Source organism: Cryobacterium sp. SO1 (genome assembly GCF_004210215.2).
Classification (GTDB): Bacteria; Actinomycetota; Actinomycetes; order Actinomycetales; family Microbacteriaceae; genus Cryobacterium.
The window spans coordinates 2,207,830-2,232,421 of record NZ_CP067394.1 but is presented as its reverse complement, the minus strand read 5'-3'; the positions used below and the strand labels follow the sequence as shown (position 1 = coordinate 2,232,421).

The 24,592-nt window shown below is 62.3% G+C and carries 28 protein-coding genes; 17 read left to right on the top strand and 11 right to left on the bottom strand.

Features of this window, described 5'->3' with window-relative positions:
• Positions 1 to 802: 802 nt before the first annotated feature.
• The 5 genes from BJQ95_RS10515 to BJQ95_RS10495 are packed head-to-tail and all read right to left on the bottom strand — an operon-like array spanning position 803 to position 6,608.
• Positions 803 to 1,843 (bottom strand): LacI family DNA-binding transcriptional regulator, encoded by a 1,041-nt coding sequence (locus tag BJQ95_RS10515; RefSeq protein WP_130176243.1) that lies wholly within the window; start codon positions 1,841 to 1,843, stop codon positions 803 to 805.
• Positions 1,840 to 2,706: a glycerophosphodiester phosphodiesterase family protein gene (locus BJQ95_RS10510; RefSeq protein ID WP_130176244.1), complete on the bottom strand. Its 867-nt coding sequence runs from the start codon at positions 2,704 to 2,706 to the stop codon at positions 1,840 to 1,842. Before BJQ95_RS10510 ends, BJQ95_RS10515 begins: the two co-directional genes overlap by 4 nt.
• Positions 2,707 to 2,737: 31 nt before the next feature.
• On the bottom strand, positions 2,738 to 4,459 hold the full coding sequence (locus tag BJQ95_RS10505) for an iron ABC transporter permease (protein ID WP_130176245.1): 1,722 nt from the start codon (positions 4,457 to 4,459) through the stop codon (positions 2,738 to 2,740).
• The gene (locus BJQ95_RS10500) at positions 4,456 to 5,538 is read right to left on the bottom strand and encodes an ABC transporter ATP-binding protein (protein WP_130176246.1); all 1,083 of its coding nucleotides are present in this window, start codon (positions 5,536 to 5,538) and stop codon (positions 4,456 to 4,458) included. The genes BJQ95_RS10505 and BJQ95_RS10500 overlap by 4 nt, the downstream gene beginning before the upstream one ends.
• Positions 5,538 to 6,608 carry an extracellular solute-binding protein gene (locus BJQ95_RS10495; protein ID WP_130176247.1) on the bottom strand — a complete coding sequence of 357 codons (1,071 nt, stop codon included), beginning with the start codon at positions 6,606 to 6,608 and terminating at the stop codon, positions 5,538 to 5,540. The genes BJQ95_RS10500 and BJQ95_RS10495 overlap by 1 nt, the downstream gene beginning before the upstream one ends.
• A 439-nt stretch (positions 6,609 to 7,047) precedes the next feature.
• Here BJQ95_RS10495 and BJQ95_RS10490 point away from each other — a divergent pair, with 439 nt between their 5' ends.
• The 4 genes from BJQ95_RS10490 to BJQ95_RS10475 all read left to right on the top strand — a co-directional run bounded on the left by BJQ95_RS10490 (position 7,048) and on the right by BJQ95_RS10475 (position 9,480).
• Complete coding sequence (locus BJQ95_RS10490; RefSeq protein WP_130176248.1) at positions 7,048 to 7,482, top strand: ASCH domain-containing protein; 435 nt, start codon at positions 7,048 to 7,050, stop codon at positions 7,480 to 7,482.
• Between the two features lie 530 nt (positions 7,483 to 8,012).
• The gene (locus tag BJQ95_RS10485; RefSeq protein WP_370688329.1) at positions 8,013 to 8,351 is read left to right on the top strand and encodes an antibiotic biosynthesis monooxygenase; all 339 of its coding nucleotides are present in this window, start codon (positions 8,013 to 8,015) and stop codon (positions 8,349 to 8,351) included.
• A gap of 3 nt (positions 8,352 to 8,354) precedes the next feature.
• A complete protein-coding gene (locus tag BJQ95_RS10480; protein WP_130176249.1) occupies positions 8,355 to 8,981 on the top strand; it encodes a GDSL-type esterase/lipase family protein in 627 nt (208 codons plus the stop codon).
• Positions 8,982 to 9,069: 88 nt separating this feature from the next.
• Complete coding sequence (locus tag BJQ95_RS10475; RefSeq protein WP_130176250.1) at positions 9,070 to 9,480, top strand: GNAT family acetyltransferase; 411 nt, start codon at positions 9,070 to 9,072, stop codon at positions 9,478 to 9,480.
• Here BJQ95_RS10475 and BJQ95_RS10470 read toward each other — a convergent pair.
• Positions 9,463 to 9,666, bottom strand: coding sequence for a hypothetical protein (locus BJQ95_RS10470; RefSeq protein ID WP_256041347.1), 204 nt, complete (start codon positions 9,664 to 9,666; stop codon positions 9,463 to 9,465). The genes BJQ95_RS10475 and BJQ95_RS10470 overlap by 18 nt on opposite strands.
• Between BJQ95_RS10470 and BJQ95_RS10465 the strand changes: the two genes are divergently transcribed.
• The 8 genes from BJQ95_RS10465 (at position 9,665) to BJQ95_RS10435 (ending at position 16,142) form a co-directional block, all read left to right on the top strand.
• Complete coding sequence (locus BJQ95_RS10465; protein WP_240694578.1) at positions 9,665 to 10,078, top strand: peroxiredoxin; 414 nt, start codon at positions 9,665 to 9,667, stop codon at positions 10,076 to 10,078. The two genes, BJQ95_RS10470 and BJQ95_RS10465, sit on opposite strands and share 2 nt — an antisense overlap.
• Complete coding sequence (locus BJQ95_RS19530; RefSeq protein ID WP_370688328.1) at positions 10,053 to 10,655, top strand: uridine kinase; 603 nt, start codon at positions 10,053 to 10,055, stop codon at positions 10,653 to 10,655. Before BJQ95_RS10465 ends, BJQ95_RS19530 begins: the two co-directional genes overlap by 26 nt.
• A 79-nt stretch (positions 10,656 to 10,734) precedes the next feature.
• On the top strand, positions 10,735 to 11,181 hold the full coding sequence (locus BJQ95_RS10460; RefSeq protein ID WP_130176251.1) for a GNAT family acetyltransferase: 447 nt from the start codon (positions 10,735 to 10,737) through the stop codon (positions 11,179 to 11,181).
• Positions 11,182 to 11,789: 608 nt separating this feature from the next.
• Positions 11,790 to 12,266, top strand: coding sequence for a hypothetical protein (locus BJQ95_RS10455; RefSeq protein WP_205750046.1), 477 nt, complete (start codon positions 11,790 to 11,792; stop codon positions 12,264 to 12,266).
• A gap of 148 nt (positions 12,267 to 12,414) precedes the next feature.
• Positions 12,415 to 13,827: a DDE-type integrase/transposase/recombinase gene (locus tag BJQ95_RS10450; RefSeq protein ID WP_165384866.1), complete on the top strand. Its 1,413-nt coding sequence runs from the start codon at positions 12,415 to 12,417 to the stop codon at positions 13,825 to 13,827.
• Positions 13,824 to 14,636 (top strand): ExeA family protein, encoded by an 813-nt coding sequence (locus BJQ95_RS10445; RefSeq protein ID WP_130176659.1) that lies wholly within the window; start codon positions 13,824 to 13,826, stop codon positions 14,634 to 14,636. The genes BJQ95_RS10450 and BJQ95_RS10445 overlap by 4 nt, the downstream gene beginning before the upstream one ends.
• Positions 14,637 to 14,791: 155 nt before the next feature.
• Positions 14,792 to 15,148 carry a hypothetical protein gene (locus tag BJQ95_RS10440; RefSeq protein ID WP_240694620.1) on the top strand — a complete coding sequence of 119 codons (357 nt, stop codon included), beginning with the start codon at positions 14,792 to 14,794 and terminating at the stop codon, positions 15,146 to 15,148.
• 427 nt (positions 15,149 to 15,575) lie between these two features.
• Entirely contained in the window at positions 15,576 to 16,142 is a 567-nt protein-coding gene (locus BJQ95_RS10435; RefSeq protein ID WP_240694619.1) for an NUDIX hydrolase, read from the top strand.
• A gap of 102 nt (positions 16,143 to 16,244) precedes the next feature.
• On the opposite strand, the gene BJQ95_RS10430 is transcribed toward BJQ95_RS10435, so the two are convergent.
• A complete protein-coding gene (locus tag BJQ95_RS10430) occupies positions 16,245 to 17,258 on the bottom strand; it encodes a LacI family DNA-binding transcriptional regulator (protein ID WP_205750039.1) in 1,014 nt (337 codons plus the stop codon).
• 97 nt (positions 17,259 to 17,355) lie between these two features.
• On the opposite strand from BJQ95_RS10430, the gene BJQ95_RS10425 reads away from it, so the two are divergent.
• On the top strand, positions 17,356 to 18,564 hold the full coding sequence (locus BJQ95_RS10425) for an MFS transporter (protein WP_130176555.1): 1,209 nt from the start codon (positions 17,356 to 17,358) through the stop codon (positions 18,562 to 18,564).
• 63 nt (positions 18,565 to 18,627) lie between these two features.
• Here the strand turns inward: BJQ95_RS10425 and BJQ95_RS10420 are convergent, their stop codons facing one another.
• Positions 18,628 to 19,698, bottom strand: a complete 1,071-nt coding sequence (locus tag BJQ95_RS10420; RefSeq protein ID WP_240694618.1) for an SDR family oxidoreductase — start codon at positions 19,696 to 19,698, stop codon at positions 18,628 to 18,630.
• Positions 19,699 to 19,767: 69 nt separating this feature from the next.
• Here BJQ95_RS10420 and BJQ95_RS10415 point away from each other — a divergent pair, with 69 nt between their 5' ends.
• Complete coding sequence (locus BJQ95_RS10415; RefSeq protein ID WP_130176554.1) at positions 19,768 to 20,082, top strand: helix-turn-helix transcriptional regulator; 315 nt, start codon at positions 19,768 to 19,770, stop codon at positions 20,080 to 20,082.
• 180 nt (positions 20,083 to 20,262) lie between these two features.
• A complete protein-coding gene (locus BJQ95_RS10410; RefSeq protein ID WP_130176553.1) occupies positions 20,263 to 20,631 on the top strand; it encodes a helix-turn-helix transcriptional regulator in 369 nt (122 codons plus the stop codon).
• Positions 20,632 to 20,643: 12 nt separating this feature from the next.
• Here the strand turns inward: BJQ95_RS10410 and BJQ95_RS10405 are convergent, their stop codons facing one another.
• Positions 20,644 to 21,879, bottom strand: a complete 1,236-nt coding sequence (locus tag BJQ95_RS10405) for an MFS transporter (protein ID WP_130176552.1) — start codon at positions 21,877 to 21,879, stop codon at positions 20,644 to 20,646.
• A gap of 118 nt (positions 21,880 to 21,997) precedes the next feature.
• On the opposite strand from BJQ95_RS10405, the gene BJQ95_RS10400 reads away from it, so the two are divergent.
• On the top strand, positions 21,998 to 22,270 hold the full coding sequence (locus BJQ95_RS10400; protein WP_130176551.1) for a hypothetical protein: 273 nt from the start codon (positions 21,998 to 22,000) through the stop codon (positions 22,268 to 22,270).
• A gap of 4 nt (positions 22,271 to 22,274) precedes the next feature.
• The gene (locus BJQ95_RS10395; protein WP_130176550.1) at positions 22,275 to 22,766 is read left to right on the top strand and encodes a nitroreductase family deazaflavin-dependent oxidoreductase; all 492 of its coding nucleotides are present in this window, start codon (positions 22,275 to 22,277) and stop codon (positions 22,764 to 22,766) included.
• Between the two features lie 109 nt (positions 22,767 to 22,875).
• Here BJQ95_RS10395 and BJQ95_RS10390 read toward each other — a convergent pair whose 3' ends face one another.
• Positions 22,876 to 23,445 carry a cysteine hydrolase family protein gene (locus BJQ95_RS10390; protein WP_240694617.1) on the bottom strand — a complete coding sequence of 190 codons (570 nt, stop codon included), beginning with the start codon at positions 23,443 to 23,445 and terminating at the stop codon, positions 22,876 to 22,878.
• 233 nt (positions 23,446 to 23,678) lie between these two features.
• A complete protein-coding gene (locus BJQ95_RS10385; protein ID WP_130176549.1) occupies positions 23,679 to 24,581 on the bottom strand; it encodes an EamA family transporter in 903 nt (300 codons plus the stop codon).
• Between the last annotated feature and the right edge of the window lie 11 nt (positions 24,582 to 24,592).

The window sequence follows — 24,592 nt, the reverse complement described above, 5'->3', positions numbered from 1 at the left end:
TTGGTCGATGCAACCCTTGCTCGCTGGGTTCGCGTGCGGTTTGCGTAGAGTGGGCAGATGAGACCTAAGCACGGGTTGTTCAGCTGGATGGTTACGCGAGCGCTTTTCAGCGTCGGTAGTTTCGCTGTGATGACCGGAATTATTCAGTTGGTGCTGACGACATCATGGGCCTACGTTTGGCTCCTATTGGTAGGCCTCGCCCTCGTAGCTCTATCTACGTGTGGCCCTTGGGACAGTGAGGAAAGTGGCCGAAATCGGTCAGTCCTGAGTTTCCGAGCTCGCCCATAGCGCGCGAATCTCGGACCGTGGAGACAATCACGACAAATGCCCACGAGCGGAACCTTCAACGCGTTTTTTGACAGACGCGTTGAAGGCGAGTCCTAGGCCGGAGTGAACTCTCAAGGGCCGGTAAGGCACTCTTCGACGGCTAGCGGGATTGCGTCAAGCTGGCGGTTTTTGCCTGCCATTGTCGGTTCTGGTGTGATGCCGCGTGCGGTGAGGCACGCGCCGATGCGATTGGCCGTCTCTGACGTATCTTCGTTCTGGATTTGCCAGGCACTGTCCAGCAGGGTGAATTCCAGCGCGTCCCGGTGACCCTCCACCCCAGAAGTCACAGAGTCGCCGGTGTTTAAATACTCGATTATTGTCCCGCTTTGATCGACTCCCACGAGCGGAGAGCCAGCGTTGATCCTGCATCCGTCATAGCGGGCGAAGCCATCCCGGTACTCGGTTTCCGTGACGACGCCATTGGAGAGAGCGGCGTTCTGTGCCGTGGAGGGATAGGTGGCCGCACCAGGTGGGGTCAGACCAGGACTCCTGAGCGCCGTAGGCTATTTCCCGGCACGAACTCGCCCGCGTAGGACTCATGGAGCGGCGGCGTCGGCCTTCCCGCAGCGATCTGCTCGGCGAGGATCGCCATTCCGCGACGTGCGAGTGTCTCAATCGGCATGCGCACGGTGGCGAGTCCGAGAAGGCCGAGCCCAGGCATGACGCCGTCCATCCCGGTCGTCGAAACCTCCTCCGGCGCCCGGATGCCCGCGTCACGCGCGTCCTGCAAGAAAGCCACTTGGCGCATGTCGGTGGGAAACATCACCGCGGTCACGGTGCGGTCACGCACAAGCCGAATGAGCGCGGGTGACGACTCGTTCAGCGTGGCGAACGTCGGTGTCGCCACAACGATCGCCCGCACCCCTGCGACGGCGAGCCGGGCCACAATGGCGGTAGCGCGTCGGTTCTCGCCGAGTGACACTGTCGGCGGAGGCACCACGACCGCGATGGCCCGGTGTCCGTGCTCGAGCACCCGGTCGGCGATGAGATTGCCGTTGCTCACCTCGTCGTACACCACGGCGTTGATAGCGGGATGATCCTCTGGCCGCCCGAGCACGACCGTCGGCACGACCGACACAAACGGCACGAGGTCGTTCGCCGGGATGACGCCGGTCGCCACGAGTATGCCGCTGACCCGCTGCTCGAGCAGCCGATGCAGTCCGGAGCGCTCGTGGCGCGACCCCGTGTCGAACGACGGCGACACCGTGAGCAGCTGCAACCCGTGGTCTGCAGCGCGAGATTGCAACTCTGAGTGAAGCACGCCGTATGTGGGATTGCGCGGGTCACGCAGCAGCAGGCCGACCGAGTCTGAGGTATTGCTCGCGAGCTGACGTGCGGCCCAATTGCGGATGTAGCCGGTGCGTTGGATAGCCGCTATCACGGCGGCGCGTGTTTCCTCCGTGACGGGGACGACGCCCTCAAGCACGCGTGAGACGGTCGCCCCGGAGACGCGCGCTTCCCGTGCGACGTCGGCCATGGTCACGCGGGTCCACGGCTTGGTAGCGGAGCCGGTCATGATGTGCGGGCGACTGCACGATCGGTGCGGGAACCGAGGTATCCGCTCAGCAACGCGGGCCAGTCGGTCTGGATGACGTCCGCCCCGAGTTCGACGAGTCTGCCCCAACCCTCGTCCGCGTCGTCGAGCACCGACCGGGTGTCATCCCATCCCGCCATGAGCGCCCGACCGTTGCCTAGGTCGAGTGCATTGACGTAGGCGAAGATGCCGCGTTGTCTCAGTTCTGTGACCCACTCCGGGTCGCAGAACGGGTGCGACTCGTCGGCAGCGATGAGTTCCGCGCCCACGAGGTTGATGAGCGGGTCGGATGCCACGGCGTCGAGTTCGGCTTCAGTCGACACGATCACGACAAAAGGGTACTTCACGGGGTGCCGTCGCAGAAACTCGAGCGCCGATGGCTCGGGAGGACTCTTGAGGATGAGCTGCTCAGCCATGTCGAACCTGTCGAACCAGCCGAGCAGGTGCTGCCAGTAGCGCCATGAGCGGTCGATATTGAAGAGCACGCCGGGAAACGACCGCAGCACGGTTTCGAGCCGTTCGACCCGCACCGGTTCGTCGCTGCGCTGGCGGTACGAGAGTGCCTCAATCTCTTCGGTGCTGAGTTCTTGCAGATTGCGGTCGAGCCCGAAGTGTGCATTCTCGTAGCCGTCATGGAAGACGAAGTAGTCTCCGTCGGTCGACGCGATCACGTCGATCTCCACCATATCGGCGCCGCTGCGCAGTGCCGCTGCCACCGCGGGGGCCGTGTTCTCGACGATCATGCCTGATCCTGTGCCGCGGTGCACGGCGATGAGCGGTCGGCGTGCCTCGAGCCGTTCGTTGAGAAGCGCGTTGATGGGGCGGTGGCTGGTCTGGCCGAACATAGGGTTTCTTTCGTGTCGGGGTTGGAGTTGCTCAGGAGTGCGACGGCGTCGCGCGGCGCTTGCCGGAACGCCCGTAGACCAGCCACATCGTGAACGCGGAGATGACCATGAGCAACACGGTGTAGACGAATGTCAGCGCCGTTGAATCGTTGATCGTCTCGCCGCTCGTGGCGCTCTTGATCACCAGGCCGAGCGGCTGGAAGAGCGGGTGGGCGAGGAAGACCGCGGTGTCGTAGTCGTCGAGCAGGCTGTTGAAGTTGAGCGCCGTGAGCGCCGCCGCCGTCGGGAGCACGAGCGGGAACACCACTCTGCGGAAGGTGTACATCGGACTCGCGCCGAGGATCGCCGCGGCATCCTCGATGTTGTCGGGCACGCCGGAGAACGCGGCCTTGAGCAATCGGAAGGTAAACGGGATCTTTCCGATCACGTATGCGAGCGCGAGGATGCCAACTGTGCCCGTGAGCACCCACCCGAAGACGGCTGCCTGTGGGCGGTCGAACGTCATTACGAGACCGAGGGCGACCATGGTCGAGGGAAGAATCCAGGGGATGTGCAGCAAGTACTCCATCGCGATTGTCAACGCGTTGCGGTAGCGCTGAATCATTCGCGCGGTGAAGAGCATGAGGACGATCACGACGGCGGCCGTGACGGCGCTGTATGCGACGCTCACGAGAAACGGCTTATAGCCGCTCTCGGTGGTGAGCACGGTGACGTAATTCTGCAGGGTGAAGCTGTCCAGCGTGATCGTGCCTGAGTTGATCGATCTCGCGTCTGTGAACGAGAAGAGCACGATGAGCGCCGGTGGGAGTACGTAGAGAGTGAACAGGGCGTAGGCAACGATGTGCACTGCGACATTCGCTACCGGGTTACTGATGCGCTGCTTCTGCAGGCTCGTGGGGACTTTCGAGACAGAGAAATAGACGCCACCCTTCTCCATGCGATTGAGAACGACGAGCAGCACGACCGAGGAGATGCCCAGGATGATCGCGAGCGTCGCCGAGAGGTCCCGCGAAGTCGGGCTATTGGCGAAGGAGAGGATCATTGGGGTGATGGTCTGGAACCCGCTGCCGCCCAAAACTTGGGGCGCGGCCAGCGCTCCCAGTCCACCGAGGAAAGTGAGGATCGTGATCGCGTAGATCATCGGCTTGATCACCGGCAGTACGACCTTGCGCAGCACGCTCCAGTTTGAGGCGCCCATCATTCGTGCTGCTTCAACGGTTTGAAAATCGACGCGAGCTATTGCCGCAGAGAGAAACAATAGATGGTTCCCCGTCGCGGCGAACGTCATAACGAACACCACCGCGAACATGCCCGAAAACCAGTTGGGGTCGAAGTCGGGAAAGGCCGCGAGCAGGGCATTGGTGATGATGCCATTCGAGCCGTACACCGTCTTGTAGCCGGAAACCAGCACGATGCCGCCGTAGATGAGGGTCGTCGCATAACCGAGCCACAGCACGCTAGCGCCCTTGATGTCGTAGAACCGAGTGACGAGAACAATGAAGATTCCCACGGCGTTCACGGTCACCGACAGTATGACGGCGAGCAGAAAGCTATTACGGAGCGAGTTCATCGCCCGCTCCGAGCCAAGGAGCCGGTCAATAGACCTCAGCGTCAGTGAACCGTCGGGCGCAACAAACACCGACCGCAATACCGTGACGTTGGGCAGTACGAGGAAGGCAGCGATAAACCAGAGCAGCACGACGGTGATGACGAGAAATAGCGGATGCCGCAGCATCCGCTGTGCGGATCTCACAGCGTCGACCCCGCTGACACGAGCTGCGGGTCAGCGCCCGCGAAGGCTGACTCGTCTGTCACCTGGTACTGCAGAACGTGCTCGGTCGGGATCTCGACGCGCACGCGCTTACCGACCACATGGCCGGAGTCCCCCTTCTCAAGGACGATCGCGCGCAGTGAGCCGTCCGCTTCACAATCGACGGTGTAGGTGGAACTCGTGCCCTGATATGCACGCTCCGCGATGAATCCCTCGGCTGTCGCGCCGGTTGCCACGGCGCTGTCATCGAGCAGCGTAACTTTCTCGGTGCGCACGTAGCTCGGCGCGTCGGCCGAGAGTTGCCCGGCGGACCGGGCGGCGAGGCGTGCCGTGAGCGCGGGCGTGAGCCGATTGGCGTCGCCGATGAAGGTGCAGACGAACTCCGTCGCTGAGCGCGCGTAGACCTCCTGCGGGGTGCCGATCTGCTCGATGCGGCCGTTGTTCATCACGGCCACGCGATCGGACATCGTCATGGCCTCGTCCTGGTCGTGGGTCACGTAGACCGTAGTGATGCCGAACTGGCGCTGCAATTGCTTGAGCTGCACGCGCAATTGCTGGCGCAACTTGGCGTCGAGGTTCGACAGGGGTTCATCGAGCAGCAGGATTTTCGGGTGCATCACGAGGGAACGCGCGATCGCGACTCGCTGCTGCTGCCCGCCGGAGAGCTCGGACACGTTCTTCTGCAGCTGCGCGGGGCTGAGGTTCACGTCCCGGGCGATTGCGTCGACGCGCTCCCGCACCTCTCGTTTCGGCGTGTGTCGTGCCTTGAGGCCGAAAGCGATGTTCTCTTCGACGCTGAGACTGGGAAACAGCGCGTAGTTCTGAAAAACCATGCCGAGTTCGCGCTGGTCACTTCTCAGTCGGGTCACGTCGCGGTCGGCGATGGAGATGCTGCCGCTCGTTGGTGCGACAAGGCCGGCGAGCGTGCGGAGCGCCGTCGTCTTTCCACAGCCCGACGGGCCCAGGAGGGTGAAGAACTCACCCTCCCGAACCGTCAGTGAGAAATCAGCCAGTGCGGTGAAGTCGCCGAAGCGAACCTGGATGTTCGAAAGGGTGATCATTACTGGCCCAGGTACTTCAGTTCGATCTCTTCGACCCACGACGGTAGGTTCGCGGCGACAAACTCCCAATCGATGTCCTGCTGCGCGAAGGAATTGGTGACCTCGACCGCTGCCGCGTCTGCGCCCGTGAGTGCGTCTTCATTGGTCGGTGCGGTGAAGAACTCCTGTGACCACTCGGCCTGCACCGGGGCGCTGCCGAACCAGTCGATAAACTCCCGGGAGGCCTCCGGCTTGTCGTTTCCGGCCACGAGTCCGATGTGCTGGTAGACGATCGGCACGCCGACCTCCGGGTAAACGGCTTTGGTAGTGACGCCGTATTCTTCCTCGCGGCTGACCTTGCCGGCGAGCCACATCTGGCCCATTGTCACGCTCTCGTCGGCCATTCGTGCGTATAGGTCGGTGGCCTCGACCGAGGGGCTGCCGTTGGCGTAGAACTGTTCGATGGCGGTCCAGCCCTCGTCGCTGATTCCGAGGTATCCGGCTTCGTCCTGGTAGCGGGTGAGGATGCCCGTGACAACCATTTGGGTCGTGCCGCCGCTCAGGCTGGTGCTCGTCTCGTAGAGGCCGTGGAACTCCTCCTTCTCCCAGAGGTCGGTCCAGTCTTCGGGCGCACCTTCGCCGCCGGGGTATGCGGCGGAATCGTACACGAGCATGATCGGTTCCTTCACGATCGGCCAGAAGTTCTCGTCGTCGCCGTCCGCGACCGTGGCGTCGACGAGCCCGGCCCACTCCGGTGTGTATGGCTCGAGCGCGTCTGCGGCCTTCATGTTCTCGAACACGACGTTGTTCGGCCCGAACACGACATCGGCGATGGGATTGTTCACCTCCGCGACGATGCGGTTCTGCACGTCCCCGCCACCCATGTCGACGAATTCAATCTCGAAGCCCGCGGTTGCCGCCTTCTCTACAAGCCACTCGCCACGTCCATCGGAGACCGAGTTGGAATAGACGATGAGCGGTCCGGACGCATCGCCCGCGGCCGGGCCCCCAGTACCCTGTGAGCACCCGGAGAGAACGAAGGTGGCGGCCATCGCAACTGCGATGGTGCGGAGAACAACTATCTGTTGCATGAAGATTCCCTCTGATGTGTAATAAACGCGGTCTTGCGCTTGTAAGCGCTTTCATGCTCAAGGGTCGTCTTCGGTGGTGTCATGATCCTGGCTTTCCTATGACGCGACGGTGAACGAAACGTGTCGATTCCAGTTGCCGGGCCGTTCGAGGCCACACGCTATCCTCCGAGAACACGGCGTCGAGAAACTCCACCACCTGGCGGGACGTGCCCCGGCACGAGAAATAGGAGCTGAGATTCACGAAATGGTGTCGGTCGTGACCCTTCCAGTCGACCCGTTCGCTGGCCTCCTTCGATTGGGAGCCGAGGCGTCCGTAAGGGGGACCTTCATGGGGCACATAATTCGTCGCCAGGGCTTCGAGCCGGCGTTGAACAGCTGGGTGGCATTTTGGAACGCCTTACGGCTCAGGGTCGCGAGCCGCGGGACCTAAAATCGCCTCATGGCTAACCACGGCGAATTCCAGATTGCTGAGTTCGGTTTTCCAGGCCCGCTTCGGGATCGGCTGGTCGGCGCCATCCTGGCCGGCACGAAGACCTCCACCAGCTCGACACTCGTGGAGTACTCGATAGTGGACGAACCGCTGCCGATCATTGGGAACATGCAAACGGTCGTGGATTCAAACGTTGCCGCGGTGGCGACTATCCAGACGGTTTCGGTCGAGATTGTCCGACTTGCTGACGTCGGCCTCGAGCATGCGCGCGAAGAGGGCGAAGGATTCGACTCCGTGGCCGCCTGGCGGCGCGGTCACGAAGCCTTCTGGCACAGCGCGGAGATGCGCGACTTCCTCGATAACCCAGACTTCACGGTCGATAACGAAACGCTCGTCGTGCTGGAGCGGTTCCAATTGATTGAGGTGCTCAGCCAGGCAGACTGATAGCCCTCGTGCCGCCAGCCGAACCTTGTGCAGGCGTTTGTTGGTGAGTGGCCAGCGAGCTTGGCAGTCTGGCCGAGTGCTTGTCGAGATGCATCGGAGCCGGAGCCTTGGGTTGGGTATGCGGGGCCGCGGCAATAGGCTGTGGCTTACCGAGGGGGACATCGGGGAATCGCTTTGGGTCCTCCGCTCGCATCCCACCTGTTCAAAACAGTTACGTGTGGCCGGGACGGAGCTCAAGAAAGGATCCTCGCAGTGGAGATTGTGACCGCATTCGCTGGGGCCGTGCTCTCACTGGTCGTCTTTGGAATCGCGCTCTATGCGGTGATCCTGGCAACCAAGCTATTCAGATATTGGCGACTGACTCGCTCTGCAGAGCGAGCGCGGAGAAGGCAAGAGCTTTCCGATGCGCGGATTCGCGATTCGCTCCAGGTGGCTGGATTCAAGGACTCGGAAATCGAAGATGCTCTCCGCAACTCCGGGAGCGTTGGGCCACCGACAGCTCAGGAGTGAGACGCTGACGGGAACCTTGAATGGGACACTGTTTAGGTGATAACCGAACATGCTCTTTTGCCCGTCATTCCGGCCGGGAAGATGAATTCGAGATCGCTTTCGCCGAGGCGAGGTTCATCATCGCGTCGATGCCCGGGTGTCGAAGCCTCACGCTGTCTCGGTCGATCGAATCTCGCAGCACATACTTGTTGCTCGTTGAGTGGCAGCACCTCGACGACCACACGATCGGATTCAGGCAATCCGATCAATACCAGGCGTGGCGTGCCCTTCTGCACCACTTCTACGAGCCGTTCCCCCTAGTTGAGCACTTCGAAACCGTGCCAGAAAAGGGAGACCCGCGGGCCTCCTACATAAGCTGAGTCATGTCTATTTCTATTCCTGATGTGCGTGTCTGCTTCGTCGGCGACTCCTTCGTTGCCGGGCTCGGCGACTCAGCTGGTCTGGGGTGGGTCGGTCGAATCGCCAACGAGTCACGCCGGCGAGGACTGCCGCTGACGACATACAACTTGGGTGTCCGCCGCGATACTTCGCTTCTGATCTGCGAACGACTGGCTCGCGAGGTCGCGCCACGACTCGCGCAGGCTGAGCTCCCACGGATCGTCGTCTCATATGGTGTCAACGACACGATTTTGGAAAACGAAAGTACCCGAGTCAGCCGCGCTGACAGCGTGGCCGCGCTTCGCAGCATCCGCATTGCCAGCGGACCTACCGAGCTGATGTTCATTGGACCGCCGGCAGTCGACGATGATGCCCAGAACGAGCGAATCTCGGCTTTGAGTGACGCCCTTCGTGAAGAAGCGGGAAGCGTGGACATCCCCTATCTCGAGTGCTTCGAGAGCACCGTGGCCGACTCCGTCTGGCGCCGCCAAGTGCGCGAGGGCGACGGATATCATCCGGACGCGGCCGGCTACGAGCGGCTTGCCGCAATCATCGAGAGGCCTTTGCTCGCATGGGTCAGCCCGCACGCCATCGCTACGTCCCAAGCCTGAGTCCAATGAGTATCGATATTTTCACGCATCCCGTAGAGCTGGACGTCTTGCGGTGCTGGGTCTGCGACGATGACGGCACACTATAGTCATGCACATTCGCGACCTTACTTCGGCGAACATCGGGGCAGCGACATTGCTCTGGCACGGATCAGGGCTGACCCGCCCGTGGAATCCACCCGAGATTGACCTGCAGCGCGCACTCGACGGCCTGACTTCAACCGTACTAGGGGCCTTCGACAACGACCGATTGACCGGAACCGTGATGGTCGGACATGACGGACACCGCGGCTGGGTGTATTACCTGGCCGTTGATGAGAGTCAGCGTGGAACCGGTTTAGGAAGACAGCTGATGTCGGCGGCGGAAAACTGGCTGCGCGAACACGGAGCTGTGAAAATTCAACTCATGATTCGCTCGACCAACGAGGCAGTACTCGGCTTCTATGAGCACCTCGGCTACGAAGACGCCGATATTCAGGTTCGATCAAAGCGACTGACCTAAATGGTTGCGGCTGACCTTATCCTTCGCGGGTCTGACCTCGACTACATCACGAAATAGAACCACATGACGAAAACCCTTCCAACGCCTATCGATGACGGTGCCGCGGATCACCTGATCGGATTGCACCTGCCCGACATCGGGCGGCGAGGTGAGCATGACAAAATGCTCGACCGGGCGTTGGATCATGTTCATCTATCCACGAACGGGCGTCCCTGGCCAGTCCGAGCCAATCGGATGGGCAGACATCCCCGGAGCAAAAGGATGTACTGCCGAAGCATGCGGCTTTCGTGACAGCTTGGTTGAACTCAATGAGGCGGGCGCCCAAAACGTGATCGGGCTCTCGGTGCAGAGCTCGGCCTATCAACGCGAAGCCGTCGAACGACTGCATCTGCCCTACCCACTCCTCTCGGATGAGGAGGGGCGATTGGCTGCGGTGCTCAACCTTCCCACCTTTACGGTCGAAGGCTTGACGCTGCTGAAACGCATGACTCTTGCTATTGACGGGGAAACCATCAGGCACGTGTTTTATCCCGTTTTCCCGGCGGAACGCCCATCGGGACCTCATTGGAGCGATGTTGAATTCTCATTACGATCGTGATGTGGAACTAGACGAGCTGATCGACCGAATTGAAGTTCAACGCCGACGGACAGGTAGGCCGATCGTGGTAGGCGTATCCGGCTATTGCGGCTCCGGCAAATCCACTCTCACTCGTCAGATCGTCGACGCCCTGCCTGGTGCGGTGAGAATGCGTGGGGACGACTTCCTTGACCCTTCCCGCTCCCACAGGCGATCGTCAGACTGGGACGGTGTGGAGCGGTCGCGGCTTGTTTCGGAAGTCCTGGCCCCATTACGAGAGGGACGGCCCAGCATGTTCCGGCGATACGACTGGACCCGAAGGGGACTCGGGGAACCCGAATCGCTGCCGGACGCACAAGTCCTCGCAGTCGATCTGATCGGTCTGTTCCATCCCGAAGCACTTCCGACAATCGACCTCGCTATCTGGTGCGACGTTGACCTGCAAACGGCAGCTCGACGCGGACTAGCGAGAGACGCAAAGCTAGGGAGAAACCATGAGGGCCTGTGGCGCGACGTGTGGATACCCAATGAGCGTGACTTCCAGGATCAGTTCTCTCCACGTGCGCACGCAGACGTCCTCTACCCGACATCTCTATAGAGGGACGGTCAGCGACGCAGGTCGAGCGCAAAAGTCGCCTTCCCAGGATGGAGCTCGTCGAGTGTCGCAAGGGAACCTCATGCGGGCGCTGGATTGCGTAGGTGACGCCAAACTGGAGATTTGCGACCTAACTTCGGCGAATTTTGGAGCAGCGACGTCGCTCTGGATCAGAGCAGGGCTGACGCGCCCATGGAATCCACCCGAGCTCGACCTGCAGCGTGCCCTCGACGGCGTGACCTCGACAGTGCTTGGCGCTTTCGACGTTGACGGCCGGTTGGTTGGAACCGTGATGGTCGGGCACGACGGACACCGCGGGTGGGTGTACTACCTGGCCGTTGATGAGACTCAGCGTGGGACGGGGTTGGGAAGACAGCTGATGACGGCAGCAGAAAACTGGCTGCGCGACCACGGTGCCGTGAAAGTTCAGCTGATGGTCCGTTCGACCAACGAAGCAGTACTCGGGTTCTATGAGCATCTCGGATACGAAGACTCCGACGTCCAAGTGCGTGCAAAGCGATTAACTTGAATCGCTTCGCTTTTTGATCTGAGAACTCGGGCGTTCCATTGGCTGAGAAACCAGGTGGGTCCGCTGCCGTGTGACCAATGAGAGTGCCGGCATGGCGAACGCGTTGTGCAATCCGGGATACTGATGGGGCTACTGAAATGAGGAGGGCATTATGGTTGCATCCGACGTCCCCGCTGAGATGAGCGGAACACGACGCACTTTTCTCAGGATCGTCGTGTCACTGGGTGTTGTACGTCTCGCGGGGTGACGATGTAGGCGTCGTCGCCGGTGACGATGTGTTTTAGCGCGACCGGATTTGGTGTCTGCTCGTCGGCGGCGTCAGGCTGACGATGTCCGGATAGACGAAGGGCCCGGCGTGCGATCTTTGCGGATCACGCCGGGCCATTCTGACGCGTAAAGGCGCGCTGATGCTCACGGTAAGTCATGATTCTGTTGTTGTCGAGTTGGACCTGCGGGTCGGGCGCGTGGTCTGCCCGGATTGTGGTGGCCGATTACGTCCGTGGGGGTGGGCCCGGGCGCGTGTGATCCGCGATGGCCTCGTCACGGATTGGGCTTGTCGTCGCCTTCGCCCGCGCAGGTCGAGGTGCGCGGTCTGCGGCGGCACGCATGTGCTGCTCGAGGTGCGGTTGGCCGTGCGGCGGGCCGATGCGGCCGAGGTGATCGCGGCGGCGGTCGAGGCGAGGACAGTGCTGGGTTGGGGCCACCGGAAGATTGCCGCGGGCTGCGGCAGGCCGGTCTCGACGGTCCGTGGTTGGTTGCGCGCTTTCGCCGCCTCGGCCGGTGCGATCGGCGAGCGGTTCACGGGGTTGTTGGTGCGGGACGCTCCCGATTCGGTGGTGCTGTGGCCCAAACCGGCCGGCACCGCTCGGGGTGAGGCGTTGTCGGTGTTGATGGCGTATGCGGAGGGACTGGGGCGTCGGTTTGCCGCGACCGTCACGGTGACGTGGATCCAGGCGGGTATCGCTACGACGAACGGGCGGCTGTTTTGCTCGAGCTGGTGGGCTGGCGCTCCCAACACCAACAGGCCCTTATGCCAGACCGGGGCGGCGGGAAGGGTGGCAGGAGCGCCTGCCATATCCCTGTGATGGGCGTCTTCACTGTTTGAGAGGACCTTTCATGCCCGCAACACCGCCGACCCTCCCTCCGACGCTGCCACCGGCAGTGCCGCGGGTTTCCCCGGCACGCCCTGCCGTGTCTTTGCTCGTGCCGGCCGGGTCACCGTCGGAAACGGCAGTGCGCCGCGACCGGACGGAGAAGATCGCCCTGTTCCGGTATCAGCTCATCCGCGCTGCCGCCGATGCCAGCGTCACGACGCGGCAGCGCGGTCCGATGGTGCGGGACCTCGCGGCGATGGTGCATCCGGGGCCGTTTGGCGGCACGGTGACGGTTTCTAAAGACACCATCGACCGGTGGATTCGGGCCTGGCGGGCCGGCGGGTTCGACGCGTTGAAACCCCGCGGCCGCGCCCAGGGCGCCGTGACGCCGGCGCAGATCCTGTCCTTGGCCGCGACCCTGAAACGCGAGCGGCCCGCCCGCACCTCAGCGCAGGTGCGCCGCATCATGATCGATACCCTCGGCGACGCACCTTCCGAGTCGACGTTGCTGCGGCACTTCCGCACGCTGGAACTCCCGACCGGAGTCCGCGAGGTCTTCGGCCGGTTCGAAGCGGACTACCCCAACGAAATGTGGGTCGGTGACGGCCTCCACGGCCCCCGGATCAACGGGCGGAAAACGTATCTGTTCGCGTTCCTCGATGACCACACCCGCCTCGTCACCGCGGCCCGGTGGGCCTACGCCGAAGACTCCGTCCGCCTCACGGCGGCCCTCCGCCCGGCGTTGGAATCCCGCGGTATTCCGGGCACGATCTATGTCGACAACGGGAGCGCTTTTGTTGATGAGTCCCTCTCTCGGACCTGCGCACGCCTGGGAATACGGTTGACGCATTCGAAGCCGTATCGTCCGCAGGGCCGCGGGAAGATCGAGCGGTTCTTCAACACCGTCAACTCGCAGTTCCTCACCGAGATCACCGTCGTCGACACCGCGACCGGCGTCGTCGATGCCGGGGTGGGCAGCATGGTGACGTCATTGGATGAGTTGAATGCGTTGTTCAGCTCGTGGGTGGAGATGGTTTACCACCAGGCCACACACTCCACGACGGGGCAAACACCTTTGCAACGCTGGGACGCCAGCTGGGCCGGCCGCAAACCGGTGCGGAAATCGCGGGACGAGATCGCGGAAGCGTTCCGGTGGTCGACGATCCGCACCGTGACGAAGTCCGCGACGGTGTCGTTGCAATCCAACACTTACCAGGTTGATCAGCTCCTCGTCGGCAAACGGGTGGAGCTGGTCTATGACCCCTTCGACCTCGCCGGGCTGATCACCGTCTCCGCCGGCAACGGCGTCCCGGCCGGCATCGCCGTCTTGAGCGAGATCCGGCGGCACGTGCATAAAAAGGCCGCCACGGCCGCTGCCGACAGCATCGAGACCGGTGCGAAGAACGCCGTCTCCGGCATTGACTACCTCCGCCTGGTCGAGACCCGTCACAAGGGCACCATGGCGGGCGAGCCGATCAGTTTCGTCAAAGCGTCCACCTCGAAACGGGCCGCGGTCGTCTTCGTGCCGAGCGTCCAGGAGGCCGTCCGATGAGTATTGACACCCTGCAATCGCACTACGGTTTCACCCGCATGCCCTTCGCCCGGGACATTCCGCCGCAAGCCTTGCACCCGCACCCTTCGCACCGGGAAGCGATTGCCCGCATCGATTGGTGCGTCAGTCAACGCCAACTCGGCGTGATCAGCGGTGAAGTCGGCGCCGGGAAAACCATCGCCGTTCGCGCTGCCCTCGCTCAACTGGAGCCCTCCCGGCACCAGGTGATCTACATTCCCGATCCGACGATCACGATGCGCGGCATTCATACTCGCATCGTCACCGCGCTCGGCGGCACCCCCGCGTTCTTCTCCGGAGTGCTCGCCTCGCAAACTGCGGCGCTGCTCGCCGGGGAGCTCGACGAACGCGCCCGCCTGCCCGTGGTCGTGATCGATGAAGCACACCTGCTCACCAACACCGATTTGGAAGCCCTTCGCATGCTCACCAACAGCGATATGGACACGGGCTCGCACTTCGCGATGCTGCTCATCGGCCAGCCGACGCTGCGGCGCAGGCTCAAGCTCGCGGTGCTCTCGGCGCTGGATCAACGCATCTCCACGCGCTACACAATCACCGGGATGAACGCAGGCGACACCACGGATTACGTCCGTCAGCACTTGAAGTTCGCGGGCCGGTCCGACCCGCTCTTCTCCGACGACGCGATCCATGCCATCCACCTCGCATCGCGCGGTTATCCGCGGGCGGTGAACAACCTCGCCGTTGCCGCTTTGATCGCGACCTACGCCGCCGATAAAGCGATCGTCGACCTGGCCGCCGCGCAATCGGCGATCACCGAGAACAGCGAGTGAGCCCGCGTCACGGCTGACGACCACCACGTCACCATCCTGACGAAAGCCCTGCCGGAATCCTCCGGCGGGGCTTTTTCATGACCCGGCATCGTCACCAGAGATGACGCCGACATCGTCAAATAACGCGACGGGCGACACTGGGGCTTGGTCTCGTGGTGGGAGCATTGATCTACTACGTCACTGCCGTGGCGGCGACCGTGCAGTTCCCAGGCAACTTTACGATTAACCCTCTGACGTTGGCCATGACCGCTATCGTCGTTGCACTCGCGGTCGCCGTCGGATGGCACTGGCCGATTGTGGGCCTGACTGCCGGAATCGTCATCATCACGGTCGTCGCGTGGGCCGTTACGTGGGTCTTAACCGGACGAGCCGTGTACTCTCCGGCCAATGCCAGTGGGATGAGTCCTTTAAACGCAGTGGCATTCGGCGCGGTGAGCGTTGCACCGATAATCGTCGGGGCCACGATGGTCACCGTTTCCGCCCTGAGATTGCGCTCTCGCCGGACCAGCTAGTGAGGGGAGTATCTGCGAAGTCCGCCGAGCTTCGGCGCCCGTAAGCCGGACGGCCACCGGGACATGTGCACGGTCGATCAACGGCTCTCACTCCGTTCCGCAGAGGGAACGGTGAACGGGCGGTATCGGGGGCGCTGCAAGCCGCACCGCGGGAAATCGCCCATAAGCCAGTGATCGTTTTAAGCCTGGCTCTACTGTTGATAGAGAGCATTCGAAGACGACGACGATGTATTTGCCGTCCTCGACGGCCAGTGACCTGAACTATCCACAGTTTCTTGGGCGCAAGGAAAATGCTCTGCTCAAGAGGAAGTCGGCGGGCAACAGCCCGCGCATTCTGCACCGGCAGCTGGAGGCTGTCACGAATTCTCGCGATATGCGAGATGGCGCAGGGAACAAGGCCTGCCCGATTTAGGAATGAGGGGGAGCTGTGATTAAGACGCTGTCGAGCCGAGAGGCATACCGTAACGCTTGGATGACTGTGCGTGAAGACGTGGTCCTTAGGGCCAACGGCCTTGAGGGCATTTATGGCTATATCGAGAAGCCAGATTTCGCTCTGGTAATTCCGCATTGTGACGACGGGTTCTGGCTCGTGGAGCAGTACCGCTATCCAGTGGCTAGACGTGCCTGGGAGTTCCCACAGGGGTCTTGGGGTACCCAGAAGGAGGGAAGTCAACTCGACTTAGCCCGGACAGAGCTGCAAGAAGAGACCGGGATAGAAGCACACACGATCCGTCATCTTGGGCACCTATATGGGGCATATGGCATGAGTAGTCAAGGCTGTGACGTGTACGTCGCAACATCTCTGACCCAGGGCGTTCCGCAGCGCGAGGATACGGAGCAGGACATGGTCCATAGCTGGTTCAGTGAGATCGACTTCGTGCTGATGATCCAGAGGGGAGACGTCGTTGACGCAGCGACGATAGCGGCCTTTGCCTATTTCACAATTGACAGAAGTAGTCGCCTATCCGTGGAGCGACTGTCGCGCGCCGAGTAAATAGCCCCTGTGTCCTCTTTCCGGATGGCTCGACCTCGTGAGCGAATCGCACGACATCGCCGGCTGGCAGGTCGGGAGCCACCACAACGCCGATCGGCAGGGTCATCTGGTCTCTCCAGACCGGAGGAGCGGTGGAGGGTTCCTGGTGGAAGTTCGGACGACCACAGACCAGTCGTGGGTGCCGGCTTCAGCCCGGTCGCCGAGTGCTAGTCGCGCAGCTGATGCCCCCTGGGCTCGCAGGTCCTGGGCCACGGAGCTCAAGTCATTCTCAGAGGCCGCTTTCGAATCGTCCCATCCGCTAATGGAGAGCGTTTCGGGGATACGGAGAAGCGCGCTGGTCGCAGCCTTCAAGACACCAACTGCCTGTTCGTCGCTCATCGCGGCGATGGCGTCGACCTGATGATCGAGGGTGAGCATCCGTTGGGCGAGCGAGCGGGCTTCGCCCTCATCGTTGGTTGCGGTGGCACCGACAACCACGTCTTTCCAATCGAGCCCCAACGCCTCAACGGCATCTCGATACCCGAGGAGGCGCTGCCGCGTCACGGGGAATTGCACGGTGTCGGGGTCGATACCCGTGACCAGCACCGTCGTGCGCGCAGCGTTGAGGGGGAAGCTGAGGATTGCGGGTCGACGGGCGCCGGCAAAGGTCTTCATGCCCATCGCGCGGGCGGCCGCGCGGTTGTCGATGCTCACAAGCTTGAATCCAGCGCGAGCGGGCCCGCCATGGATGACGGCAGTTCGACCGGTTGCGGAAACCGCGTCGAGCACGGGGCTATCGTCAGTCGTTGTCCAGACGATGAACGCATCGACGGCGGCCCCGGCGACTCTGTGGCTGTCCTCGTCGGTTCCGGTCATAGGCACGATCAAGAGCCCGTAGCCGCGATCCGCACACACATCCGCGATTCCCGCCAGGAACGCTACTGCCTGCGGATTGTCGAACGCGTAGGTGAGGTGCTCACCCAGGATGACCCCGAGGGTGCGGGTGCTGCCATAACGCAGGGACCGTGCCGCGGGGTCAGGTCCCGCGTATCCCAGCTCGGCGGCCGCCTGAAGGACCTTCTCCCGGCTTTCGACCGACACGCGGTCAGCGCGGCTGTAGGTATAGGAAACCGTCATGACCGACACTCCGGCACGCGTCGCAACCTGACTCATTGTGGGACGCCTCGGCGGGTTCGATTGCATAACTCCACTCTACTTGTGTAACGTCACACACATGCCATCTGAAACGCTGTCCATACGAAAGCTGGTGTCGGCCGCCTATCTCGTCGCCGCGTCCTTCGGCTCCTTTTGGGGGGCTTGGGGGGCGAGTATCCCTCGCCTCCGGGTGCAGGCAGGCATCGACGATGGTCAACTGGGCATTGCGCTGCTCTTCGTCGGCGCCGGCGCCCTGCCGGCCATGCTGCTCACCGGCCGGGCGTTGGACAGGTGGGGGCTTCGGTTCGCTGCGGCGGCGATCCTTGCGCTCGGTGTGGCTGGATTCCAAGTGGCGATAATCGCGCACGGGTTCGCGTCCCTCTGCGTGGGGCTCGTCGTCGTCGGTCTGGCCAGTGGAGCCACGGATGTGGCCATGAATTCGATCGCGGGCCGGGCCGAGCAGGCGTCAGGAGTCTCGATCATCATCCGCTCGGGCGGCGTGTTCTCCAGCTTTGTCGTCCTGTCCAGCATTGCAACCGGCCTCTCGTCCTGGATCGGCGCACCAGCCTTCATGCCCTTCCTCGTTGTGGCTGCCTTGTCTCTTGCCGCCAGCGCGAGCGTTCTACGGTCACTTTCGACGCAGATCACTGGGGGCCAGGCGAAGCAGAGGCCCCGGTTGCCTGACGTCAATGCACGACTCCGATACATCCCACTTTTGCTGGTTGGTGTGCTGGGTGCACTCGCGTTTGCGAGCGAGAACGCCCACCAGAGCTGGGGTGCGGTCTTCCTCGAGGATGAGCTCGGTGCCGGCCCAGGCTTCAGCTCAGTAGGGCCAGCCGTCTTCGCTGGTGTCGTCGCCATCGCCCGGTTCTCTGTGGGACGAATTCAACAGGGCAACGAGAGGCCCATCTTGATACTTGGATCGATTACGGCGGCCGTGGGCGCTCTCGTCATCGCGATGTCCCCGACCCTCCCGATCGCCATCCTTGGCCTCATCGTCGCTGCGGCCGGCACCGCAGCGCTGTATCCAACGATGCTCAGCCTCATCTCCCGCGGAGTGGACGAGGCCTATCGCGGCAGGGCCACCGCGATCGTGACCACGGTCTCGTACATCGGTTTTCTCCTCGGGCCGGTCTACGTTGGTCTCTGGTCAGAGGCGACGGGCTTGCGAGGAGCCCTCGTGGCTGTCGCCGGACTCGGAGTTGTCTTGTCCGTTGTGGCGCTGCCTCTCCTGCGCCTGTCGGGGTACACCCACTACCAGGGGGCCAGGGCTCTTATCAAGAGTTAGGCCCGAGTGGCTGGGATCATCGTGCAGCCTCACGCAAGAGGAACCCTCAACGGGCACAATCTGTCAGGGAATGATGCGCTGGTCTCGGAGATCGGTGAAGATTTTCATGAACATGCTCTCCGTTTCGACGTATTCGTGGAATCCCGCGCGCCGAGCCTTTGACCCGTCGGCGAGAACGTCGTAATCCCACGCGAAGACGAAGTCGCCGAACGGCCAGGATGAGACATCGGCGTAGGGCGTCGTCTGGAGTCCGTGCCGGGTGACCATTCGATCCCAGAGGTCCTGTTTGTCGGCCATGATGTCAGTCAAGGACATGGGTAGAGGCGGTGCCACCTCGATGCCGAAGAACGCTGCGATCTTCGGCCACATGCTGCTCCATCGGAAGATGTCGCCGTTCGTGATGTTGAACGCCTGGTTGACCGTGTCGGGGTTGGTGGCCGCCCACACGGTCGCCTTCGCGAGCACTCCGGCGTCGGTCATTTCGATCAGACTGTTATACGCGGCGGGCTTTCCGGGGAAGCGCAGCGGGATGCCGAGTTCTTTACTGATTGAGGCGTAGATGGCGATCACCATTGCCAGGTTCATCGGGTTGCCCAACCCGATCCCGCACACAACGGAGGGGCGCAAGGCGGACCAGGTCCACGCCTTGCCGTTCTGACGGGATTCGAGGAACTGTTGCTGATCCACGTTGAATTCGGGCGGCATGTGGGGCGGATCGTTTTCCTTCGCCGGCGAGGAGAACGGGCCCAGGTGCGCACCGTACACCTTGTACCCCTGCATCAGGCTGACGTGTTCGAGTCCGGTCGCGACCGGTTCGATCGCATCAATCGTGTTGACGAGCATGGCGAGGTTGGGCGGCACAAGTTCCGCCCAGCTCGGACGATCCTGATACGCCGCATAGAACACGTGAGTCACGTCCGAAAGGGTGCTGAGTTTGTCGGTGGTGTCCTGCCTGTTGAGAAGGTCGACAGCGATATGTCTGACTCTGCCGGAGTCGTCACCGCCGCGTCGTGACAGTCCGATGATGTTCCAGCCGCCCTCCGCCTGGAGGTGTTTGATGAGGTTTCCCCCGATCACGCCACGTGCCCCTGCCACCAATGCAGTTCGTGTACTCATGCCCACCCCTATCGTCATATCGTGGTTTTACGATTTAGAGAATATCCTAACATCGGGAAATCGCAAATTTACGATATGCTGAGCCGCATGGACGTGCTATCCGAAGACGATGTCGTGCAGGCGTTCAAAGCGCTGAGCCACCCGACGCGGCTGGCTATCCTGCGATGGTTGAAAGAACCGCAGTCATTCCCGCCGCAAGACCAGCCGGCGGAAGAAGTCGGAGTGTGCCTGAAGCACATCCAGGCGCGGGCAAATGTGTCGCAGTCGACGGCGTCTCAGTTCATGGCGGTTCTCCAGCGCGCGGGACTCGTGACCAGTATCCGAATCGGTCCCTGGACGCACTACAGCCGTAATGAACCACGCATCGCGGCCCTCGGCAGCGTTATGACGAGCCAGCTCTAACCATCCAGGGAAGGCTGAGAAGGCGTTCTTCCGAGTCAGGCCGAGTTCTTTGTGTGGATGGAGGTAGGCGTCGTCCGGGATACGGCGAGGTTGGGGTGAGCGACAATGACGAGAACGCGCATCCTCTCAACAGGCCAGATATTTGTTCGAGTTTTATCGTACTGATGGTAGACTGCGGCCATGTCACGTGTGTCGTCCACATTCCCAGCGGATGTCTTCGGAGAGCCCGATTTTCTGCCTGAGCCTCTCCCCGAACCGGCGACCCAGTCGATCCGGCTGGAGGCCGTCTTTGGTGCTCTCGCCGAACCGCTTCGGTTGACGATCATCCAGCGTCTGCTGCTGGAGTCCGAGTCCTTTGATCACACGTGTGGCTGGTTTGGATTCGATCGGCCCAAGTCATCGCTCACCCACCACTTCAAGGCGCTGCGCGCGGCCGGGCTCATTCGCCAGCGCCAGTACGGGCTCGAGCGTCGCAGCCGAGTTCGCACCGACGACCTCAACGCCCGCTTTCCCGGTCTGCTCGAGCTCGTCGTCGCCTGGACTCCCTGACCCACGCGCACGCTAGTCGCGCTCGAGCCGGCGGTGAACATAGACGAGAGCGGTCGTAGCGGTCGCGACCAGAATGATCGCGAAACCGGAGGCCGCGCGGGCGAGACCGATGGCGTCCACCAGAAAGCCGGTCGCCACCGGAATCAACCCGGCCGGGATGTACCCGCCGATGTTGAGCACGGAGTTCGCCTCGGCCCGCAGATGCCCGGGAATGTGCGCACCGATCAGGGTGAGCCCGCCGAGTTGGCCGAGCCCCTGCCCGGCGCCGGCCAGCAACGCGGCAGCGATCAGAAACCCCGATAGTGAAGCGTTGACCGCCACGGCCAGGGAAAGCATCGAGGCGATTGTGGCGACGCTGCCCAGCATGAAGATTGTGCGCACCCGCAGCCGACCGACCGCCAACTGAACACCGGTCGCGGCCAGGAACATCGCGCAGGCCATGCCGCCGGCGATAAGGGGGCTGGTGATGTTCAGCAGCGTTGACAGCAATGAGGGGCCGAGTGAGAGCACGAATGACGTTGCGGTGATTCCCGGGGCGAACACGGCGATGCCGAGGCCCACATGCATCCGGTATTCACGGGGAACCCGGGGGAGCCGCCAGGTGCGCCCCTCCCGGGTGGCTTCGCTGGCGCGCACATGGTGCTGTTTGAGGGGCAGTGCGATGGCCACGATGAGGGCGGCCACCAAGATGACCAGCTCGGTCAGAAAGAGCGGCACGATTGGTGCTGCCAGAATCTGAGCGAACAGCCCGCCGAGCAGCGGGCCGAGGCCGGCGCCCAGCACCATGGCCACCGACGCGGTCAGCGATGCTTGACGCCGGCGAGTGGGTCCACCCAGGTCGACCACGGCGGCGATTCCGGCCGAGACGATGACGCCGACGGAGATACCGGTCAGAAACCGCGCAAGGACCAGGACCGTGACGGTGTCGGCGACAGCGAACAGAGTGCACGCCGCAATCGCCAGCGTTAGGCCGGGGATGAGCACAGGTTTGCGTCCAAACCGGTCGGCCAGTTGACCGGCGACCAGCAGGGTCAAGAGCAGTCCGGCAATGTACGCGGCAAAGATCAGCGTCAGGGTGCCGTCCGAGAATCCGAGCTGCGCCTGCCACCGCACGTAGAGCGGGGTCGGTGAATTCGAGAGCGCAAAGACCGCGGTAACCAGTGATGCCGCCAGCAGCATCCGCAGCTGCGGCCAGTTGTCTGTGAGCCCGGGGGCGGAGGCAGGTGATTCTTCCTCGATGATGTTCATTAGGGCCTCAGATCCGTTGTACGAGTTTTATCGAACATAGCATGCGAAAAAACTCGAACCGGTACGCTCGAATGCGTACTGTTGCCCAAAATGGCGAGAAACACTGCGGCGCAAGTACGTGAATCTCGGCGCCGGCGAGCTGACTGCGACCGCAACCGTGGCCGTCGTCGCCGCGGCTGTCGCCATGCCGCGTCTGGAGGACCGCCAGGATTCCGTGGCCCTGTGGGCGGCACTTGTCCCGGTGCTCACGGTTCTGGTGCCAGCCGGCGCCTACTGGTTGCTCGCGCGCAATTGGGCCGAACCGATATCGATGCCTCGCCCCCGCGAGTACCCCGCGGACTCGGACGGACTGGCTCTCGACATTGGCTTGGTCGACACGGCGGATACTTGACGTCATGGGATTCAATGAACGCCACCGGGAGATGTACCTGGGCGGCCGACCCGGAGCATCCGCCATGCGAGCCAATCGCACGATGGCCCGCCTCGCGGCGTCCGGACTTACGGGATGGTGGTTGATTCGCCTTGACACCGTCAACCCCAAGTCCGGCACCAGGCTCGCCCTTCCCCTCGTGACGGCCAAAGTCGACGGTCGGCGCTACGTCGTCTCAATGCTCGGCCACGGCGCCCGCTGGGTGCGCAACGTGCTCGCCGCAGATGGCCACGCTGTCATTCGTGCGGGCAGAAGGCGGGACGTCGTTCTGACCATGGTGGACGTGAATCTCCGGGCGCCCATCATCAAGAACTACCTTCGGCGCGCACCAGGGGGACGGCCACATATCCCGGTCGACAAGGACGCCCCGCTCGCGGACTTCGAAGCTGTAGCGGCCGCATACCCGGTATTCGAAATTCGCCCAGCCGAACGGCGGCGCACATCGCGGTGGCGATGACACAGTGTGACCGTAAGCCGGACGGTCAGCGACGCAGGTCGAGCGCGAAAGTCGCCATCCCAGGGTGGAGCTCGTCGAGTGTCACAAGGGAGCCCGTAACGGATCGTCTTCAGCGGTTGAGAAGTTCGTGCGAGAGGACGACGGTGGCGAACTCGTCGTGAAGATTGATAGCGGTGATTCGGGAAAGTTCCGCCGCGCTGATCGTTCCACCTTCGAGGTCTGGCCTGTCAAATGTGTGAGTCGCATCTACAGCAAAGTAGACGGTGTATCCCAGGTTTCCGCCAATGCGTGCTGTTGTTTCGCAGCAGTGATTGGTGGTGATGCCGCAGATCACAATGGTCGAGATAGCGTTTTCTCGAAGCCAGGAGTCAAGGTCGGGTGTGCCGTGAAAACTTGAGTTGACCGTTTTCTGGACCAATAGGTCCGGAGTGCCGGACATGTAGCTTTTCAACGCGTGGCCGAGGTGGCTGGGGTGCAGGGGGGAGAGCGGATTGGAGGAATTATGCTGCACGAAGACGACCGGTCGCGAAAGCCTGTGCCACTCGTTCACTAACGCTGCGATGTTCTGATCACAGTCGGCGTTGTTTCGGGGTCCCCACCATTCGCCTTGGTCAAATCCTTGCTGAGCGTCAACGACGATCAGGGCGGTGTGATCATCGATCGAGGGTAGTTGGATCACGATTTGGGCTCCAAATTAATTTCAGGTCAACGACCAAAATGGTTGGTACAAGACGCTCTCTGGGACTGGGACCGATTCAGACACCATTCAGCATCCCATGACGGCGGCATCGCGCCTCTTTGCGGCCAGCAGATGGGCGCAGACGCTATTTCCAAAACCGGAACTCCAATGTTCCAGAGCAATTGACACGGCCGGCGGCACGCTGGTCTCTCAAAGCTCCCGATGGGGAGCGTCTAACGGGAGGGTTCCGCGACAGACCCTTCGGTAGCCGGGACAGGTTTCGCGGATTTGGAGACGATGACGGCAGAAATCGAGCCCAGCACGATAACGATTCCAGCCACCTGTATGGAGCTGAGACTCTCTCGGGCGATAGTCCAACCAAGGAGTATCGCCACTACTGGGCTGAGTAAGCCGAGAAAAGCTGTGGTGCTTGCGGGAAGTCGAGCGATTCCGCGGAACCACACGACGTAGGCAAATGCGGTGCCGGCCACAGAAAGATAGGCGTAACCGACGATGTTCGTCGTTGTCAGGGGTGTAGCGGGGAGTCCCTCGATCATGAGCAGGACGGGCAGGAGGGTGAGCCCTCCAGCGATGAGCTGCCATGCGGTTGTGGCAAGTGGCGGCGCAGGCTGCCCCCACTTCTTAGAGAGCACGATCCCGGATGCCATGGAGAGGGTGCCGGCGACGGCGGCGAGGATGCCGATGGCGTCAAGTCGTGCTTGCGCCTGAAGCACTATGAGGCAGACACCGAACGATCCAGCCGCACCGGCTGCCAGCACGCGCCCGGTCAGCCGTTCGTGGAGGACACGACTGGCGAGGAGTGCGACAACGAGGGGCTGAAGGCCACCAACGATGGCGGCCACACCGCCAGGGAGCCTGTAGGCCGCGATGAAGAGCAACGCAAAGAACGCCCCAATGTTGAGTACTCCGAGGACCCAGGACTTCCACCACCACTCGCCGCGAGGCAGCCGGCGGCAGAGTATTAGGAGCAGGGCGCCCGCAGGAAGCGCGCGCAAAGTTCCGGCGAGCAGAGGTTGATCCTCGGGTAGGAACAATGTGGTCGTCAGGTATGTGGTGCCCCAGAGTGTGGGAGCCAAAGCGGTGGTTGCCAAAAGATAGGTTCGATTACTAAGCACTTAGGCATCAT